Source organism: Mucilaginibacter sp. GW821-FHT07H05 (assembly GCF_059418485.1).
Map to the genome: position 1 here is coordinate 489412 of NZ_JBWKPY010000001.1, position 19404 is coordinate 508815.

The 19404-nt window shown below is 45.1% G+C and carries 14 protein-coding genes; 11 read left to right on the top strand and 3 right to left on the bottom strand.

Annotation, left to right across the window (positions count from 1 at the left end):
* Nucleotides 1-3: 3 nt before the first annotated feature.
* From AC07M6_RS02130 to AC07M6_RS02155, 6 genes are all read left to right on the top strand, one after another.
* On the top strand, nt 4-1536 hold the full coding sequence (locus tag AC07M6_RS02130) for a SusD/RagB family nutrient-binding outer membrane lipoprotein (RefSeq protein WP_494887178.1): 1533 nt from the start codon (nt 4-6) through the stop codon (nt 1534-1536).
* 41 nt (nt 1537-1577) lie between these two features.
* Nucleotides 1578-3164, top strand: coding sequence for a DUF5689 domain-containing protein (locus AC07M6_RS02135; RefSeq protein ID WP_494887180.1), 1587 nt, complete (start codon nt 1578-1580; stop codon nt 3162-3164).
* Between the two features lie 92 nt (nt 3165-3256).
* The gene (locus AC07M6_RS02140) at nt 3257-4669 is read left to right on the top strand and encodes a calcineurin-like phosphoesterase C-terminal domain-containing protein (RefSeq protein ID WP_494887182.1); all 1413 of its coding nucleotides are present in this window, start codon (nt 3257-3259) and stop codon (nt 4667-4669) included.
* Nucleotides 4670-4706: 37 nt separating this feature from the next.
* Nucleotides 4707-5612: a glycerophosphodiester phosphodiesterase family protein gene (locus AC07M6_RS02145; RefSeq protein WP_494887183.1), complete on the top strand. Its 906-nt coding sequence runs from the start codon at nt 4707-4709 to the stop codon at nt 5610-5612.
* 29 nt (nt 5613-5641) lie between these two features.
* The gene (glpT, locus tag AC07M6_RS02150) at nt 5642-6985 is read left to right on the top strand and encodes a glycerol-3-phosphate transporter (protein ID WP_494887184.1); all 1344 of its coding nucleotides are present in this window, start codon (nt 5642-5644) and stop codon (nt 6983-6985) included.
* 5 nt (nt 6986-6990) lie between these two features.
* Nucleotides 6991-7728, top strand: a complete 738-nt coding sequence (locus tag AC07M6_RS02155; protein ID WP_494887186.1) for a GDSL-type esterase/lipase family protein — start codon at nt 6991-6993, stop codon at nt 7726-7728.
* A gap of 235 nt (nt 7729-7963) precedes the next feature.
* Here AC07M6_RS02155 and AC07M6_RS02160 read toward each other — a convergent pair whose 3' ends face one another.
* Together AC07M6_RS02160 and glpK are read right to left on the bottom strand one after the other, a co-directional pair.
* The gene (locus AC07M6_RS02160; protein WP_494887188.1) at nt 7964-8695 is read right to left on the bottom strand and encodes an MIP/aquaporin family protein; all 732 of its coding nucleotides are present in this window, start codon (nt 8693-8695) and stop codon (nt 7964-7966) included.
* A 30-nt stretch (nt 8696-8725) separates the two neighbouring features.
* Nucleotides 8726-10216 (bottom strand): glycerol kinase GlpK, encoded by a 1491-nt coding sequence (glpK, locus tag AC07M6_RS02165; protein ID WP_494887190.1) that lies wholly within the window; start codon nt 10214-10216, stop codon nt 8726-8728.
* Between the two features lie 184 nt (nt 10217-10400).
* On the opposite strand from glpK, the gene AC07M6_RS02170 reads away from it, so the two are divergent.
* Nucleotides 10401-11165 (top strand): DeoR/GlpR family DNA-binding transcription regulator, encoded by a 765-nt coding sequence (locus AC07M6_RS02170; protein WP_494887192.1) that lies wholly within the window; start codon nt 10401-10403, stop codon nt 11163-11165.
* Nucleotides 11166-11337: 172 nt separating this feature from the next.
* Here the strand turns inward: AC07M6_RS02170 and AC07M6_RS02175 are convergent, their stop codons facing one another.
* Nucleotides 11338-12228 (bottom strand): AraC family transcriptional regulator, encoded by an 891-nt coding sequence (locus AC07M6_RS02175; protein WP_494887193.1) that lies wholly within the window; start codon nt 12226-12228, stop codon nt 11338-11340.
* Nucleotides 12229-12408: 180 nt separating this feature from the next.
* On the opposite strand from AC07M6_RS02175, the gene AC07M6_RS02180 reads away from it, so the two are divergent.
* The 4 genes from AC07M6_RS02180 to AC07M6_RS02195 all read left to right on the top strand — a co-directional run bounded on the left by AC07M6_RS02180 (nt 12409) and on the right by AC07M6_RS02195 (nt 19397).
* A complete protein-coding gene (locus AC07M6_RS02180) occupies nt 12409-13836 on the top strand; it encodes an arabinose isomerase (protein ID WP_494887195.1) in 1428 nt (475 codons plus the stop codon).
* A 282-nt stretch (nt 13837-14118) separates the two neighbouring features.
* The gene (locus AC07M6_RS02185; RefSeq protein ID WP_494887196.1) at nt 14119-17223 is read left to right on the top strand and encodes a SusC/RagA family TonB-linked outer membrane protein; all 3105 of its coding nucleotides are present in this window, start codon (nt 14119-14121) and stop codon (nt 17221-17223) included.
* Nucleotides 17224-17248: 25 nt separating this feature from the next.
* Nucleotides 17249-18790 carry a RagB/SusD family nutrient uptake outer membrane protein gene (locus AC07M6_RS02190; RefSeq protein WP_494887197.1) on the top strand — a complete coding sequence of 514 codons (1542 nt, stop codon included), beginning with the start codon at nt 17249-17251 and terminating at the stop codon, nt 18788-18790.
* A gap of 127 nt (nt 18791-18917) precedes the next feature.
* The gene (locus AC07M6_RS02195) at nt 18918-19397 is read left to right on the top strand and encodes a hypothetical protein (RefSeq protein ID WP_494887198.1); all 480 of its coding nucleotides are present in this window, start codon (nt 18918-18920) and stop codon (nt 19395-19397) included.
* Nucleotides 19398-19404: the final 7 nt, after the last annotated feature.

The following is a 19404-nucleotide window of genomic DNA, read 5'->3' on the forward strand; positions in this document are numbered from 1 at the left end:
AAAATGAAAAAGAATTTATATCAATTGATGTTCGCCTTTGCCCTTAGCGGCTTTCTGATGTCATCATGCAAAAAAGATTTTAGCGAACTTAATATCAACCCTAACGCGTCGCTTACCGCGCTACCGCAGCAATTACTTGCGCCGGCCCTGGTTAACACCGTTAGCGCTAACATGCTGAAGTCACGTAGTTTTAACAACGAACTGGTACAGGTAACTGTAAACGAGACCGATGGTGAGGGCGCAGTATTCAGGTACGATATTAAGCCTAACCAGGCTGATTATACCTGGAATAACCTGTACATTCAACTCAGCAATTTTAAAGATATTTACACTATAGCCAATCAACCGCTTACGGCAAGTGCAGGTTATAAAGGTATCTCGCTGATATGCCAGTCGTGGATCTATTCTATACTTACGGACACTTACGGCGACATCCCGTACTTTCAGTCGAACCTGGGGAGGGATAGCCTGTTATTTGAACCTAAATTTGATAAGCAAAAAGATATTTACCTTGATATTTTTAAACAACTGGAAAATGCCAACACCCTGCTTAAAACAGCTACCAACGTAAACGGCGCCAGCGACCCGGTTTATAACGGTAACGTTGCACTGTGGCGCAAGTTTGGAAATTCACTTTATTTAAGGTTACTGCTGCGGTTATCAGGCAAGGCCGAGGTTGCTGCAGATGTACAGGCTAAGATCAAAGATATCATTGATGTTAGCTCGTCTAACTACCCTATTATGACCAGTAATACCGATGCTGCTGTTTTGAGATGGACCGGTACAGGTTATTTAACATCGCCATTCATCAACGGTGTGCGCGAGCAGGATTGGAGGGCCCCTTCGTTAACATCGTTCTTTTTGGACAACCTAACCAAGTGGAGCGATCCGCGTTTATATACGCAGATAAATGGGGTTGCAGGCGGTGTTTGGGCGATTGCGCCCAGCAACGGTTCTTTTGTAGGTACACCAAGCGGCTATGCCGCAGGTTCGTTACCAAGCGGGCACCAGCGTTCTTACTTTTATTCAACAACCAGTACCAGAACTTATGAAAACGAGCCGCTATCGGGCAATATCATGAATTATGCCGAGTTGCAATTTATATTGGCAGAGGCATTTGTTAAAGGTTATATCACCAAAGGTACTGCACAGGGCTATTACGATAATGGTGTAACTGCCGCAATTACCTTTTGGTTGCCAACCTATTTTACAGCGCCTATTACAACCGCAACTTATGAAGCTGCTGCGGGTATAGTTTGGAATGATGCAGCATCACTCGACGCCAAAATGGAAGCTATCCACGTGCAAAAATACTATGCTTTGTTCTTTACCGATTCGCAGGAATGGTTCGAGAACAGGCGTACAGGCCATCCGGTATTACCAAAAGGCGCAGGGTTATTAAATAATAAGATCATGCCTGCAAGGTTAAACTACCCTATATATGTACAATCGGCCAATCCGGCTAATTATACAGCAGCTGTAGCAACCCAGGGCCAGGATGTCATCAGCACACAAGTTTGGTGGCAAAAACCATAATACAGGCATATCATTTATCATCGATATAAAAAATCAAAAACATGAAAAAGATATTATTTTACTCATTTTTGTTCCTTTCAGGCCTCGGCATGTGGTCTGGTTGCCAAAAAGGTAACAACTATCCGGGTGGCGTTATTAGTCCCTATATCCCGGCGTTAGACCTGCGCCAGATATATCAGGGTACCGACGTGGTTTTAAATACCAACGTTATGTACGGTTCGGATAAATTGACCGGTGTGGTAATTTCAGACCACACGGGTAAGAATATGCCTGCAGGATTGCTGGTGGTACAAGATCACCGTCGCCTTAATATTTACAGGGGTATAGCCATAAATATAGGCGCCGATGCTGCCAAATACGTACCCGGCGATTCGGTAGTTATTAACCTTAACGGCGGTACGCTTACCCGCGCCAACGGCATATTGCAAGTTACCAACCTTTCGGCAAGCAATGTTACCAAAGTAAGGAGCGGCGCGGCTGTTGTGGTAACTAAAGCTACCACCAGCCAGTTATTAGCTAAACCTGCAGATTACGAAAGTATTATGGTGGCTGTTGTAAAAGGCGGTTTTGACCCGATACCAACCGCGGCTGATAAATTTAGCGGCGATAAACTGGTGAATGACGGTTTTGATAACATTACACTGCATACCGAGGCTACGGCAACCTTTGCCAATACATCATTGCCGGTGAGTGCTAACTTTTACGGTATTGTATTTAACACCGTTGGCAGTACAGGCAGTTTAGTGCCGCAATTACGCTTGCGTAACATTAATGATCTGGTAATTTTAAGTTCGGAAATTGTAAATGTACCTTTTGTTATCAGCGGTTTTATTAGCGATGTAATAGGTTCCGACGGTAATTACGAATATGTGCAGTTTATAGCTACCAAGGATATAGATTTTTCTGTAACACCTTACTCGTTAGTATTTTGTAATAACGCGGGTGCAGCAACACCGCTGGGCTTCCCTGCAAATGGCTGGGCTACGGGTGGTACATCAACAACCATACAGTTTAAAACATATAAGATAAATATGACTTCGGGCACCGCCAAAAAAGGTACATTCTTTTACGTAGGAGGTACCGGCAAACTAATTAACGGCCCTGCAACCTCTACATTGCCCGCATCAACATCCATAGCTTCGTCTAACTGGATACGTAACTATGATTATGTAAACAAAGCAGGGGAAGGTTTTGGTACGGCATTTGGCGGCATATTAGCCAATAGCGGTAACGCATCGGGTATTGCTGTGTTTGAGGGTATAAATGTAACCTCGGCAAGTACGCCTATCGATTGTGAATTTATTTCAACCGGTGGCTCCTTATATACAGCCGGCCCGCCCGAATTGGGTTACCGCGTAGCTAATACCGATTTTTACGATACGGTAGACCCAATTACATTAAAACCTCAACCATACTATAGGCAAGGTACTAATACACTGTCGTTAACCTACCCCGCTGTTTCCGATATTGGTAACTACTATAAATTGGGTGGTGTTTATAGCGCGCGTTTAGGTAAATGGGTTAAAGCAAGGTCGCAAACATTGGTGGTGTTAAGCAAAACATCGCAGATTAACGAGATAGAAGGTGAATTCCCTGCAGGTGTTCCGGCTACAGTAGTTAAAGATTAATTTAACCATAATTAAAACCAATAGAAAAGGAAGCAGGGCTAAAACCCTGCTTCCTTTATAATTATAACCCATATTTAATTTGATTTTACACTATGAAACGCAGATCGTTCATTAAAAAAGTGCTGTTTGTCTCCGGCGGGCTTGCGCTAACCTTTAAAACTAATTTTTTATACGCGCTAACCGATGATGATACCGTAACCGGCAAAGTAACAGCCGGAGGGAAACCCCTTGCTGATGTATGGGTATCGGATGGTTACAGCGTAGTGAAAACGGGTGCCGACGGGGTATACAAGCTACCTAAAGATATCAATGCCGAGTTTGTTTTTGTAAGTGTACCGTCCGGGTATGAGTTCCCGCATGAGGACCGGTTGGCCAAATTTTATGTGCCTGTAGCCGATAATGCCAAATACGATTTTAAGCTGGTGCCGCTAAACCGCGCCGACGATAAGCATAGCTTTATCCTTTGGGCCGACCCGCAGGTGAAAAACATGGCCGATGTGAAGCAAATGATGGAAACGTCGGTGCCTGATGTGCGCAAAGTAGTAAAAGAAATGGGCGCTGATGAACTGGTACACGGCATCTGCGTAGGCGATTTGGTGTGGGATAACCACGACCTGTTTGTTCAGCATAACGAGGCGATACGCCGAATGGATGTTACGTTTTTCCAGGCGCTGGGCAACCACGATGAGGATTACCGACAGGGGGGAGACGATCAATCGGACAAAACCTTTAAAAAGCATTACGGGCCAACTTATTACTCGTTTAACAGGGGTAAGGCGCATTATGCGGTTATTGATAATGTACGGTACCTGGGCCCCGACCGCGAATATGATGGTTATATTACCACCGAACAGCTGAACTGGCTGCGAAAAGACCTGCAAAATGTACCGAAAGACCGCCTGCTGATCGTGTGCCTGCATATACCGGTACACAACCAGGTAAAAAATAATAAAGATCTTTATGCCTTGATGGCGCCTTATAAAAATGCGCACATTATGTCGGGCCATACACATTATCACCGTAATGTGATAACCGATAATGTTTACGAGCATAACCACGGTACTGTTTGCGGCGCCTGGTGGACTGGCCCCGTTTGTGAGGACGGCACCCCGCGTGGTTACGGCGTTTACCATGTTGATGGTAACGATATGAAATGGTACTACAAATCAACCGGTGAGGATAAATCGTACCAGATTGCATTATATGCCGATGAACTGACCAACCAAAAACGCGTAATTGCCAACGTTTGGAACTGGGACCCGCAATGGAAGGTAGAGTACTGGGCCGATGGGCAGCCTAAAGGCGCTATGGAAAACCAGAAGGGATTTGACCCGCTGACCGTGCAGTTATACCAGGGCGATCAGCTACCGGCTAAACGATCGTTTGCAGAACCCAAAAAAACCGACCATTTGTTTATAGCACATGTTGATGCCGGTGTTAAAAAAATAAAAGTGGTAGCAACCGACCGCTTTGGCGATAAGTACGAAAAGGAAATGAGCATTTAATTGCTGGTTACCTGTAATAATAACCAATTAAGAAGAGATGAAAAAAGCAATTTACTTAGCCATAGTAGCCGGGTTTGCCATGGCCGGTTGTAAAGCCCAGCAGGTAAAGAACCTGAAGAACGCGCCGTATCCGGCGTACGACAGGGAAGCCCATCGCGGCGGCCGTGGCTTAATGCCCGAAAACACTATTCCGGCTATGCTGAATGCTGTTGATTTGGGCGTTGAAACCCTGGAAATGGATACCCATATTACCGCCGATGGTAAAGTGGTAGTAGCGCATGACGATGTCTTTAACCCCTTATTCGCGCTTTTACCTGATGGGAAAGAGATCCCGAAAGAGGACGGCAAGAAATATGTGCTTTACAAAATGAACTATGCTGATATAGCCAAATTTGATGTAGGATCGAAACCTTATACCAAATTTCCACAGCAAAAAAGGGTAAAAGTGAGTGTTCCCTTGCTGGCCGATTTGATTGACAGCGTACAAAACCATATTAAGGTTACAGGCAAACGGCAGGTGCTTTATAACATCGAAACCAAATGCAGCAAGGAGGATGACGAGCTCTACAATCCCGATCCCGAAACATTTGTAAAGCTGCTGATGGATGTGATCATCGAAAAAAAGATATTGCCCTACGTAGTGATCCAGTCGTTTGATAAGCGTACCATCCAGATTATTCATAAAAAATATCCGGGCGTACGCACATCTTATCTGGTTGAAAACAAACTAAGTCTGGCCGAAAACCTGGCAGATTTGGGTTACGATCCATTTGTATACAGTCCAACGTTTAAACTGGTAACAGCCGATATGATCAAAGAATGCCATGCGCGCGGCATAAAAGTATTGCCCTGGACAGTAAATACTAAAGAAGATATAGCCGCCCTGAAAGCCTTAGGAGTAGACGGTATCATCACCGATTATCCCAACCTGTACTTTCAATAAAACCTAACCAAGCCATAAATCAATTATAAATGATATCAAAGATATTTTCGCCTGCCGTCCATAAAGAGCAACTGCCAAAAGAGGAGATCGATCCAAAATACAAAGCCATGCGCTGGCAGGTATTTATCGGGATATTTTTAGGGTATGCGGGCTACTACCTGGTGCGGAAGAATTTCTCGTTAGTGATGCCCGACCTGATCAAATTGGGGTATTCAAAGTCAGATCTGGGCTTTGCTTTATCAGCCGGGGGTATCGCTTATGGTTTAAGTAAATTTTTGATGGGTAACGTATCCGATCGTAGTAACGCGCGTTATTTCCTGAGTATTGGTTTGGTATTATCCGCCATCTGTATGATCATTATGGGTACCATGTCGTGGGCTACCTCGTCGGTGGTGATCATGTTTTCTATACTGCTCATTAACGGCTGGTTCCAGGGGATGGGCTGGGCGCCATGCGGCAGGGTAGTGGTACACTGGTTCTCTACAAGGGAACGCGGCCGTACCATGTCTATCTGGAATTGCGCGCACAATGTTGGTGGCGCTTTGATGGGGGCCGTAGTTTATTTGGCTATCATTATTTTTGGTACCTGGCAAAGCAAGTTGTACTTCCCGGGGTTCATCGCTTTAGGCTTCGCGCTGATTGCTTTTCTGCTGGTGCGCGATACCCCGCAATCTGTTGGATTGCCGCCGGTTGAAGCCTATAAAAATGACTACCCTAAAGATTACTCAGTTGAGCACGAGAAGGAGTTAACGGCGAAGCAGATTTTCTTTAACTTTGTATTTAATAACCGTTTGTTATGGTATATCGCCTTTGCCAACGCCTTTGTTTATTTGATCAGGCAGGGGATCCAGGATTGGGCGCCTACCTATTTAACCGAGGTTAAACATTTTGATCCTAAGCAAATTAGCTGGTCGTATTCGTACTTTGAAATTGCCGGTATCCCCGGGACTTTAATTTGTGGCTGGATGAGTGATAAGGTATTTAAAGGCCGTCGTGCGCCCGCCACAATTATTTATATGTTGCTGATCATTGTAGCTGTTTTGGTATATTGGCAGTGCCCGGTGGGTAATTTATGGATAGCAAATGCCTCGTTAATATCAATCGGTTTCCTTATTTATGGCCCGGTGATGCTGATAGGCGTGCAGGCGCTTGATCTGGTGCCTAAAAAAGCGGCAGGTACAGCAGCAGGACTGACCGGTTTTTTTGGTTATATGGGCAGCGCCCTTTTAGCCAACATAGCCATTGGCCAGGTGCTTGATCATTACGGTTGGAATGCTTCGTTCTACGTGATCCTTGCCGCTTGTATCTTATCTATATTTTTCACCGCCCTTACCTGGAACAGGGAAAAGGCGAATTTGCTGGCTAATGCTTAATTAAAATGATAAATTTATTATCTGCAAAAAGGATCCTATTAATTACCGGGGCAATAGTTTGCTCGGGTACGATATTCGCACAAACTACACCCGCAACACCTGCGCCTAAACCGCCTGCGGTATATCCGGCCGGGTTTATGGATAGCACTTATCGCCCTAAAATAACGGCGGATAGCATCGCCTCGTTTAAGGCGCACCCGGTTACTGCTGATGATGTAGTGTTTTTAGGTAACAGCATCACCGCGCGTTGCAATTGGGCCAAATTATTTAACAATCCGCACGCCCGTAACAGGGGCATATCCGGCGATCTGACATTTGGGGTTTTAGAACGTATGGACGAGATAATTGCCGGGCAGCCTAAAAAGATATTTATCCTGATCGGGATTAACGATATGTCGCGCAATGTGCCTGATAGTATCATTACCCGCAACCATAAAAAAATGATAGCCCGCATTCGTGCCGGTTCGCCAAAAACGCAGATCTACTTTTGTACGCTGCTACCGGTAAACGCGTCGTTCGGTAAATTCCCTAATCACTACGGGAAAGATCAGCATATTTTGGCCATTAACGAAGCCATCAAAAAGCTGAAAGCTAAAAACGTAAACATTATTGATCTGTATCCAAATTTTCTGGATAGCGAAGGCCACCTAAAAGCCGAATATACCGCAGACGGACTACACCCTAACGATGCCGGTTACCAGGTATGGGTAAAGGTGTTTGAAAAGGGTGGATATTTGAAGTAATATAACAGGGGTGTCATGGTGAGCTCGTCGAACCCTTCATGCTGGCGCAAGTTTAAGGGTTGGCTTATGTGCTGGCTTAACTTGTGCCTGAAATGGCTGAAGTTTGAAACTTCAGCTACGGTTTAGTGGGGGTGCTGAAACAAGTTCAGCATGACATGTTTTTATAATTACAAAGGCCACGAAGCTAATCTTCGTGGCCTTTGTGTTCTTACTCTCCGTGGTTAAATCTTAAACATTAAATCTTCAGCCATAAAAATGCCAGCGCCGCTAATACAGCGCCTATAACAGGCCCAATTACGGGTATCCAGGCGTAGCCCCAATCGCTGCTGCCTTTTTTGTCTACAGGTAATAGGGCATGCATAATACGCGGACCCAAATCCCGCACGGGGTTAATAGCATAGCCTGTTGTGCCGCCCAGGGCAAGGCCTATCACCCATACCAAAAACGCTACAGGCATTGCGCCTAATGATCCTAAGCCGATAATAACCTTGTCCTTTTTGATCTCGGCATCGGTAAAATAAAAGATCACAAATATCAGCACAAAAGTGCCAATGATTTCGCTGATCAGGTTCGATGACGTTTTACGGATAGCAGGACCGGTGCAAAAGGTAGCCAGTTTGGCGCCCTTATCTTCGGTAATAGCGTAATGATCTTTATAAAACAGCCAAACCAATGTTTGGCCCGCCATGGCGCCTAATAGCTGCGCACCCGCATAGGCCGGTACTTTAGCCCAGCTGAATTTTTGGGCTATGGCCAGGCCAATACTTACGGCCGGGTTTAAATGCGCACCGCTATATGGCGCGGCAATAACAACACCCACAAATACAGCCAGCGCCCAGGCGGTGGTAATTACTATCCAGCCGCCGTTGTTGCCCTTGGTGCCGGTAAGTACAACGTTGGCTACCACCCCGTTACCTAACAGGATAAGTACCATGGTGCCGATAAACTCGGCGGTAAGTTCATTCATGATATTTTAGATTTTATAATGGTTGATCAATTAGTTTTCGGCGTAAGCTTTGGCGGCCCTTACGGCGCGGTTCCAGCCTTTAATACGTTCGTCTATATCTTTTTCTATGCCGGGTTCAAAGCTTTTTTCAATTTTCCATTGTCCGCTGATATCTTCCATGCTGCTCCAAAAGCCGGTTGCGAGTCCGGCTAAGTAAGCCGCGCCTATCGCTGTAACCTCGGTCACTGCCGGGCGTATCACTGTCGTGTTCAACAGATCTGCCTGGAACTGCATCAGCAGGTTATTGGCCGTAGCACCGCCATCCACACGCAGTTGTTTAATGCTCAGGCCCGAGTCTGCCTCCATAGCCTTCAGTACTTCCATGGTTTGGAAAGCAATACTCTCTAAAGCAGCCCGTGCAATGTGCGATTGGTTGGTGCCGCGGGTAATACCCGTAATAGTGCCCCGCGCGTCCTGGTTCCAGTGGGGGGCGCCTAAGCCTGCAAAGGCCGGTACCAGGTAAACACCGCCGGTATCTGCTACCTTTTTTGCCAGGTCTTCCACATCTGCCGATGAACTGATCATTTTTAACTCATCGCGCAGCCATTGTACCACCGCGCCACCAATAAAAATGCTGCCCTCTAAGGCGTATTGCACTTTGCCGTTTATCTTCCAGGCTATGGTGGTTACCAGGTTGTTTTTAGATACGATAGGGGTATCGCCAATGTTCATCAGCATAAAACAACCCGTACCGTAGGTATTTTTTACCATGCCGTTTTCGGTGCACATTTGGCCAAATAAAGCCGCTTGCTGATCGCCGGCTATACCCGCTATTGGGATCTGCGCCGCCAGTACCGATCCTGCAGTTTCGCCGTAAACCTCGCTGGATGATTTTACGCCGGGCAGGATATTGCGGGGGATATCAAACAGGTTCAGCAATTCCTCGTCCCATTCCATGGTATGGATATTATAGATCATGGTGCGTGATGCATTGCTGACATCGGTAATATGCACAGCGCCCGCGGTGAGTTTCCACACCAGCCAGCTATCTACCGTACCGAAGGCAATATGCCCGGCAGCGGCTTTTTCACGCGCTCCTTCCACATTGTCCAAAATCCATTTTATTTTAGTGGCCGAAAAGTATGCATCTAAAACTAAACCGGTTTTTTGCTGGATCAGGTTGCGATAGCCTTTCTCTTTCAACTCATCGCAAAAGCCGGATGTGCGCCTGTCCTGCCATACTATGGCATTATAAAGCGGCTCGCCGGTGCGTTTATCCCATAAAATAGTGGTTTCGCGCTGGTTGGTGATACCTATGGCCGCTATATCTTTAGCTGTTAAGCCGGCGTTTAAAATAGATTCGGCGGCTACTGAAACCTGCGACGACCAGATCTCTACCGCGTTATGCTCCACCCAGCCCGGTTTGGGGTAAATTTGGGTAAATTCTTTTTGCGCGATGGAGACAATGCTGCCCGCTTTATTAAATACGATAGACCGCGAACTGGTTGTGCCCTGGTCGAGTGATAGAATGTATTTTTCCATTAGGAATTTATATTGGGTTTATACGGGTCCCGTAGCCGGAACTTTTGGTTTATACTTTAAAAGTAACTAAATGAAATAATATGTAAGTATAGAAAATCGGATTGGAATAATAAAAATATAACCAAAAATTTATAATCATATCTCATATATTCATTACTTTGCGTAGCATAAAGCCTGTTACCCTATGATCAATTTAGCGGAAAGACATCAATATATCCTAAACAAACTTCAAAAAGAAGGCAATTTAAATGTTGTTGAATTATGTAAAGAGCTAAAAGTATCTTCGGTTACCATTCGTAAAGATATGAAGGTGCTGGAAGATAAGAATCTGCTGTTCCGCACACATGGCGGTGCCACTTTAAATAACCCTTATATTGTTGACCGCCCTGTAAACGAAAAAGAAAAATTTCAATCGGTTGAGAAGATGAATATCGGCGCGGCCGCCGCGGCATTGGTGCAGGATAACGATTCTATTATCATCGCTTCGGGTACTACTATGCTGGCTTTTGCTAAAAATATTCCGCCCAGGGCGGGCTTAACCGTAATTACTTCGGCGCTGAATGTGGCTTTGGAATTAATGAAATTTCCTTCTGTTGAAGTATTGCAATTAGGTGGTTTGCTGCGCAAAAGTTCATCATCGGTGATGGGAAGCTATGCCGAGCAGATCCTGGGTGATTTTTTCTGCAGTAAATTATTCCTGGGTGTGGATGGGATCGATCTGGATTTTGGCCTCACTACTACTAACGTTATGGAAGCACATCTCAATAAGCAGATGATCAGCGTATCGCAAAAAACCATTGTACTGTGCGATTCAACCAAGTTTGGCCGCCGCGGTTTCGGTAAAATTTGCGGACTGGATGAGGTGGACCAGATCATTACCGACAGCGGCGTATCCGAGCACATGGTAAAAACGCTGGAAGGACTGGGGATTACGGTGACGATAGTATAACCCTCCTCCGGACATCGTCTCACTACTGGCTTCAGTCTGCGACTGAAGCCTATGATAAATAAAAGTCTGCGACTTTTTTTGTATCAACATCTCAAGTCACAGACTTGCTTCATCTATTAAGCTTCAGTCGCAGACTGAACCCAGTATTGAGGGAAATAAGATCGGATGAGTCCTAAAACTTATGTTTCTTCAAAATCTGGTTTCGGTATTCTACAGGTGTTATACCAACCTTTTCCTTAAACAGCTTGCAAAAATACAGCGACGATTCAATGTGCAGTTCGTAGGCAATTTCCTTGATGAGTTTGGATGGATCGGCCAGCAGTTCCTTTGCCTTTTGCATTTTTAGCTGGATAAGATATTGCCCCGGCGCCAGGCCGGTGTACTTTTTAAAGATCTTGCGGAAAAGCGAATAGCCAATTTGTAACTCTTCGGCCACCTGCTCGGGCGAGATCTTCTCGTATACCTTTTCGCGGAAAATTACACGGGCTTTGCTAACCGTTAGTTCGGTATTGTCTTTTTCCTTCAGGCTTTTTTGCTGTTGCTCGGAATGTAGCAAACCAAGGATGTAAATAATAGCGCCCGATATAACCGGCTGGTAGCCTGGCTTTTCTTCCTTGCTGAATTTAACAATATCATTAAACAGGTTTACAATAGTCTCGTTAAACCCTATACGGAAGACCGCCTTCGACGGATCGAAGTACTTTTTTTCGATGATATTATCAATAAAGTCGCCTTTAAAACCAACCCACATTTCGTCCCAGCCGGTAGTTTTATGGGGGCGGTAGCGGTGTTTCTCTTTAGGGTGCAGCAAAATAACCGATCCTTCGGTAATCTCCTCCTTGCAGCTTTCCGATTCAAATATCCCTCCGCCACGGGTAATATAGATCAGCTGGTATTCCTGCAATACCCTGCCCTTACTCCAGTCGAAGTTATGGTGGGAGGGATGATTAGCTGGGGGGTAAGATGAATTGCGCTCAATTTTGGTACTGCCGGTATTAAGCACGGTTAATCCCCACGATTCATCCTTCTCACTTACCGGGAAGTAGAGAAAATAATTATCCATAAAAGGTTAATATCAAATTGGTCATACTAAATTATAATATTTACTATACGTACGGATGCAAGATGAGCAGAAATGTCAAATTCTACAATAGAGATGTCATATCTGACTATCTGCGTTATAGCTACGGGCTTATGTTTGTTTAATCAATTATAAATAGCATCCAACAGCTATTCACTTTACATGAATAAACAACTAAAGATAGGCCTTTTTGGCATTGGCTTAGATGCCTACTGGGAGCAATTTGCAGGTTTGCAGCAAAGGCTCGAAGGATATTTAACCACAGTAGAAAATAAGCTGGCCGCTATACACCCCGAAATTGTTAACCTTGGCCTGATAGATACCGCCGAAAAAGCTTTTGAAGCCGGCAGCGAATTCAGGAAGCAGGATGTAGACCTGATATTTTTATACGTTACCACTTACGCGCTTTCATCTACCGTATTGCCTGTTGTTCAGCGGGCTAAAGTGCCTGTTATTATACTAAACCTGGCCCCCGAAGCAGCGATTGACTATGCCAGCTTCAATAAAATGGACGACCGCACCAAAATGACGGGCGAATGGCTGGCCTTTTGTTCGGCTTGCCCGGTGCCGGAAATTGCTAATGTATTTAACCGTACCGGTATCAAATTTCACCAGATCACCGGGATGCTGAACAACGACCCCGAATGCTGGGACGAAGTAACCGAGTGGGTGGAAGCTGCCAAAGTTGCCCATATTATGGCCTATAACCGCATGGGTTGCATGGGTCATTATTACAGCGGTATGCTGGATATTTATACCGATTTAACCCAGCAATACGCCAGCTTTGGCGGGCATATTGAACTGCTGGAAGTAGATGAACTGGCCGAAATGCGTAAAGCGGTTACACAGGAGCAGATAGCTGAGCGATTAATGGTATTCCATACCCAGTTTGATGTGCAAAGCGATTGCTCTAACGCCGAACTGGAACGTGCCGCCCGTACATCTGTAGCGCTTGATCAGCTGGTTGACCGGTACAAATTAGGCTCGATGGCTTATTACTACAAAGGATCGGGCAATGCCGATAACGAGGATGCTATCAGCTCTATTATTTTGGGTAACTCCCTTTTAACGGCAAGAAATATCCCGGTAGCGGGCGAGTACGAGATTAAGAATGCCCAGGCCATGAAGATCATGGACAGTTTTGGTGCAGGCGGATCGTTTACAGAATACTATGCGATGGACTTTGCGGCCGATATTGTGCTGATGGGGCATGATGGCCCGGGGCATATCAAGATTGCCGAGGGCAAAACAAAAGTAAGGCCATTAAAAGTGTATCACGGTAAGGTAGGCAGGGGCTTATCGGTAGAAATGTCGGTAAAAAATGGCCCGGTAACCCTGTTATCGGTAGTGGAACAAAAAGGGGGGAAGCTGATGCTGCTGGTAGCCGAAGGCGAATCGGTAGCCGGCCCGATCCTGGAAATAGGGAATACCAACAGCCGCTATAAATTTAGTATAGGGGCGCGGAAATTTGTGAATAACTGGAACAGCTATGGCCCGGCGCATCATTGCGCGGTGGGCGTGGGACATATCGCTACCAAAATAAATAAGCTGGGCCAATTGTTAAATATGGATGTGGTGCAGGTGTGCTAAGAAATAAGCTTGAGTTGTAATAGTGCTCTTTTGTATTATTTCATCTTTTGTTAATATAGGAATGGGTTTATGTTAATATAGCTTACATAACATTGCAAGATGTTATTGTTTATTTGTTTTTCATTAAAAATCTATGTCTATGAAGTTTCAAAATATTTCAAAACGTTTAATTGTGGGAGCAAAAACGTACAAAAGTTAACCAATTATACACAAATACAAACCAATTATTGATCCGGGTGCCACCCTAAGGCAATCGGGTTAATTTTATTAAAACCAACCACTATGCAAAAAAAACTTTACTATGCTATTAAGCACTTCTGTGTGTTGCTGCTTGCCTTGCTTTGCAGCACATGGGCATTTAGCCAGCAGACAGGTAAGATCGGGGGACGAGTGACCGACGATCGGAACGAGCCAATTCCAGGCGTTGTTGTATTAATTAAAGGCACGCAAAAGGGTGTCGCCACCAGCGTATCCGGCGATTATTCCATTGCTGCCGCGCCCGGCGATGTACTGGTATTTAAATCGGTAGGGTACGAGGCCCAGGAGGTAACTTTCAGAAATCAAACGGTTATCAACGTAAAATTAAAAGCCACCGTAACCGGGCTGGAAGAAGTTACCGTAAGTTATGGTAAACAGCGCAGCCGGGAAGTGACGGGTTCGGTATCGCAAATAAGCGCCGCCCCGCTGGCAGATATGCCTGTAATGCAGTTTGGCCAGCAGTTGGCCGGAAAAGCGCCGGGTGTCCAGGTTTCGGCAACCAGTGGCCAGCCTGGCCGTGGTATCGCGTTCCGTATCCGTGGCGCGGCATCGTTTTCAACAGATTATCAGCCATTGTTTGTAATTGATGGCCTGCCGATAACCGGCAGTATTAACAATATTAATCCTGATGAGATCGAATCATATTCTATACTAAAGGATGCATCGGCAACGGCGTTGTATGGTTCGCGTGCGGCCAACGGCGTGGTGCTGATCACGACCAAACATGCCAAAGCCGGAGATTCTAAGGTGGAATATACCAGCAATGTTGGCGTGCAGAAAATTCCGGGCAACCGCGTCCCTAAAATGATGAACGCTACCGAATTTGGCACGTTTATGCAGCAACGGTTTGAAGATAAGGTAAAATACGAAGGACTGGCCCCATCTGCCATTCCTGCAGATTACCAGGGAGATATGACGCGCTATGGCGAAGGTACCAATTGGTTTAAGCTGCTTACCCAATCGGCGCCCATACAAAGCCATACATTAACTGTAATGTCGGCACACGAAAAATCGTCTTCTACCGTAATTGCAGGGTATGAGGCACAGGATGGTGTGATAATTAATACCGGTACCCAATTATTTTCATTGCGTATTAACCAGTCTCTGAGCATCGGCGATAACAACAAACTAAAAATAGGCTTTAATTTGGCGCCAACCTATCGCCGCGATCATAACAACAGGCTTTCAACCGATGGCGTTGGCGGTTACTTTGAACGTTTTTTTGAAGCCAGTCCGATTGTAAGCCCATATAATCCTGATGGTTCGTATGCCGTAGGCGCCTATTCATCGGGTATGGTGGCTTATGTTAACCCATTAGCATTATTAAAGGAAAGCCGCGATGATTATGCTACCACACGCATATTAGGTAACGCTTATTTAAACTATGAATTTATACCGGGCCTTAGTCTAAAAACCAATTTTGGTGCAGATAAAGGCGGAGAAACCCGTAATCAATTCTCTCCGTCAGTCGCGCTTTCTACACAAGCTTCGGCCCCGGTACAGTCTACCGGTTTAAGCTCTTCGGTTGATAATTATTCGTATACGGCCGAAGCCAATCTTAACTACGAGAAAACTTTTTTTACCGATCATCATATTGAAGCGCTTGTTGGATATTCGGCGCAAAAATTTGATCAGAAAAGCAACACCATATCAGCAACCGGTTACCCGAGTGATGATATACAGTATCTGAGCAACGCAACCACTATTACGGCCGGTGGAAGTAATACCACACAATACTCGCTGCTTTCGGCCATTGCCCGTTTAAGTTATAATTTCAAAGGGAAATACCTGTTGCAGGGCGCTATCCGCCGCGATGGTTCTTCCAGGTTTGGTACCGATAATCAGTATGGCTATTTTCCTTCAATATCGGCCGGCTGGGTAATGAGCGATGAGAAGTTCATGGAGAAATTTAAAAGTATAGATCTTTTAAAAATCCGCGCCAGTTATGGTATTACCGGTAACAACTTCTTCTCTAACTACCTGGCGCAATCTCAAATACATTTATCCAACTATACTTATAATGGTGTATTAGTGCCCGGCCAGGTGATTGACGTTTTAGGCAACACTCAATTACAGTGGGAACGTAACAAACAGTTTGATATTGGTTTAGACCTGAGCTTACTGCATAACCGTATTAATTTTACTTATGATTATTACCATAAAAATACCGATCATTTAATTATGCCAAGGCCAATCCCGCGCGCATCAGGTTTTGTTACCATTATTTCAAACGTTGGCGACCTGGAAATGTGGGGGCACGAATTTGGCGTAAACACGGTGAACCTGACCGGTAAATTAAAGTGGAACAGTAATTTCAATGTTTCCATCGACAGGAACCTGGTAAAAAAACTGGTATCACCTGGTTATCTTCGCAGAAATAACACGGTAAGTTCCGACTATTTCCGTATCCAGGAAGGCCATCATTTAGGCGAATTTTATGGATTTGTTTTCCTTGGCTTGTATAAAGACGCGGCCGATCTGGCCAGCTCGGCTAAATATCAGGCAACATCGGCAAACCCTAACGGGGTATCAAACATAGGTACTATTAAGGTAGCTGATATTAATGGCGATGGGGTAATTGACGATGTAAACGATCGTACGTTTATTGGCGACCCAACTCCCGATTTTAATTTTGGCTTTACCAACGATTTTAGATATAAAAACTTCGATTTGGGCATTACCATGTCTGGTTCGGTTGGCGGCAAGGTGTTAAATGCTGCAAAATGGGCTTACCAAACCAATATGGATGGTTCACGGGTGCCGGTAGCGGCCGCTTTAGATCACTGGCGTTCGGAAGCTGACCCGGGTTCGGGAGTTTATCCGCGTACGCTGATCAACACTACAGCCATGGGCCGTCAGGTAAACTCGCAATGGGTAGAAAATGGATCATACCTTACGGCTAAAAACATATCGTTAGGTTATAATTTTAAGTTAAAAAATAGTATGATGCTGAAAAACCTGCGCTTATATGCTTCGGTACAACAGGCGTTCATTATCACCGGCTATTCAGGCATGAACCCCGAGATTAGTCTGTCGGGCCTTGATGCCAACTCAGGTATTGGTGTAGATGAGCAGGGATATCCTATTCCCCGTACATTTTCTATAGGTATCAGTACAACATTCAAATAAATTCATTTCTATACATTACAACGACATGAAAAAGATATATATAGTAATTACCGTGCTGGCTTTTACGGTTTCATCCTGTAAAAAGAGCTATCTCGATCTTCACCCGCTTGATCAAACATCACCGGCTACTTTTTATCAAACAGATGCGCAATTAAAATCGGCCATAGCAGCAGCTTATGTGCCCATGCGCGATCTGATGAATTATGATTATTTCTGCACAGAAATGAAATCGGATAATGCACATTATCAGCCTTATCCGGCAAACCGTGGTACAGCCTATGTGCATCGCGAAAATGTTTCGGACTGGAACGACGAATCTACCAACAGCGTTACCAATATGGAGTATTATGATTGTTATTTAACCATTTTCAGGTGCAACGTGGTTATTGGCCGAGCGCCTAATGCCTCAAGCGCAACAGACGCTGTTAAAGCTAATGTAATAGGGCAGGCTAAATTTTTGCGCGCCTGGAATTACTTTAAGCTAGTAAGATTGTTTGGCGGCGTTCCCTTATATTTAAAAGAGGTGGAAAATGCCAACGATGCTTTTGTATCACGATCAACTGTTGACCAGGTATATGCACAGATCATAGCTGATGCTACTGATGCAGCGAGCAAATTATTGCCACCGGCTAAATTTCCCCAAACTGGCGAAGCTACGAAAGGTTCGGCTACCATGTTACTGGCCGAGGTTTACATGACGCAGAAAAAATATGCTGAAGCTGAAACATTATTAGCTTCGCTGGCAGGGATGGGTTACGGATTGAACGCCAACTACGCCGATGTTTTTTTAACCACTAATAAAAACAGTAAGGAGAGTATTTTTGAAGTGCAGTTTCAGGAAGGTCAAACAACCACAGCGGCCCCAAGTAATTTTATCTACCAGTTTTTACCAAGATGTACCACTACCACGTTAATTACAGGCACAGGCACCGCTAACGGGGCAACCGGTGGCTGGAATACACCATCCCCCGATCTGATAGCCGCATATGAAGCCGGCGATAAACGTTTAGATGCTTCTATCGGTATTGCCGAAGGCACCTATAATGCCAGCGATCTGTTAGTGGTATCGGCCAACAAAAGCATAGTAGGCTATGTGCCGGCCGCGGGTAAGGTAGGTATACCTTACGCTAAAAAGTATTTGCATACGCCGCACGTAGCCAATAATATCAGTAATGATGACTGGCCGGTATACCGTTATTCAGACGCGTTGCTGCTGCTGGCCGAGGCGCAGAACGAACAGAACAAATCTCCTTTAACCGCTTTAAATGCAGTGCGCACCCGTGCCGGTTTAGCCGCAAGTGCCGAAACCAATCAGGCCACCCTGCGCGATATCATCGCCCGCGAAAGAAGGGTTGAACTGGCCTTTGAAAACCATCGCTGGCACGATCTGCAGCGCACAGGTACGGCCCTTGCTGTAATGACGGCCTATGCTGTTAAAGCTAAATCTACCTATTATACCCAGGTGCCTGTAAACGCATTTGGCATAACTGCAAACCGGTTGCTTTTCCCAATACCACAGGCCGAGGTTGGCATAAACCCCGAACTAACCCAAAACCCGGGATATTAATAACAGGCCCGGCAGGATATTGAGAATAAGTTTATACTGATTTATAATAATATGGTTAATCCGGCGCAACTGCGCCGGATTACTTAATCAAGCATTTACTAATCAATAACTTATAAATTTTGAACCCATGAAAACCAATCAAAAGATCAGAAGTGTGTTTTATGCATTGTGCTTTACAATTGCATTAGTGTTCAGTTTTAAAACTTCCAATGCCCAGTATGTCAGGCTGGAAAGATCGGTATCAGCTTCTTATTACGGGCCGTCATTTGTACCGGGCTATGTAATGCAGGATTACTTGATCCACGATTATTACGTCCGGTTTTATAGTAATGCGGCATGTACCATTCCGGCAACAACAATCGGGTCTATCAATGCCGAATACTCCTACACCATGTATTACGATGAAGGTTTAAACTATGGTGGTATAGGCAGTATATCAAACAGCGCGGGGAGCGGGGTTACAGAAATTTACCTGGGATCGGCGTATGAAAAAGACCTTTATATCGACAGCTATAATACTGCATGGGGGCTTCAGGCCGCTTTAGGCTCGTTAGATATGACAGGTGGCGGTACGGCCGCTCTTATCCGTGTCCCCAATAATTTTTAATATATAA

Coding starts and splice junctions, on each gene's coding strand:
- AC07M6_RS02130 (WP_494887178.1), top strand. CDS start 4: ATGAAAAAGAATTTATATCAATTGATGTTCGCCTTTGCCCTTAGCGGC.
- AC07M6_RS02135 (WP_494887180.1), top strand. CDS start 1,578: ATGAAAAAGATATTATTTTACTCATTTTTGTTCCTTTCAGGCCTCGGC.
- AC07M6_RS02140 (WP_494887182.1), top strand. CDS start 3,257: ATGAAACGCAGATCGTTCATTAAAAAAGTGCTGTTTGTCTCCGGCGGG.
- AC07M6_RS02145 (WP_494887183.1), top strand. CDS start 4,707: ATGAAAAAAGCAATTTACTTAGCCATAGTAGCCGGGTTTGCCATGGCC.
- glpT (WP_494887184.1), top strand. CDS start 5,642: ATGATATCAAAGATATTTTCGCCTGCCGTCCATAAAGAGCAACTGCCA.
- AC07M6_RS02155 (WP_494887186.1), top strand. CDS start 6,991: ATGATAAATTTATTATCTGCAAAAAGGATCCTATTAATTACCGGGGCA.
- AC07M6_RS02160 (WP_494887188.1), bottom strand. CDS start 8,695: ATGAATGAACTTACCGCCGAGTTTATCGGCACCATGGTACTTATCCTG.
- glpK (WP_494887190.1), bottom strand. CDS start 10,216: ATGGAAAAATACATTCTATCACTCGACCAGGGCACAACCAGTTCGCGG.
- AC07M6_RS02170 (WP_494887192.1), top strand. CDS start 10,401: ATGATCAATTTAGCGGAAAGACATCAATATATCCTAAACAAACTTCAA.
- AC07M6_RS02175 (WP_494887193.1), bottom strand. CDS start 12,228: ATGGATAATTATTTTCTCTACTTCCCGGTAAGTGAGAAGGATGAATCG.
- AC07M6_RS02180 (WP_494887195.1), top strand. CDS start 12,409: ATGAATAAACAACTAAAGATAGGCCTTTTTGGCATTGGCTTAGATGCC.
- AC07M6_RS02185 (WP_494887196.1), top strand. CDS start 14,119: ATGCAAAAAAAACTTTACTATGCTATTAAGCACTTCTGTGTGTTGCTG.
- AC07M6_RS02190 (WP_494887197.1), top strand. CDS start 17,249: ATGAAAAAGATATATATAGTAATTACCGTGCTGGCTTTTACGGTTTCA.
- AC07M6_RS02195 (WP_494887198.1), top strand. CDS start 18,918: ATGAAAACCAATCAAAAGATCAGAAGTGTGTTTTATGCATTGTGCTTT.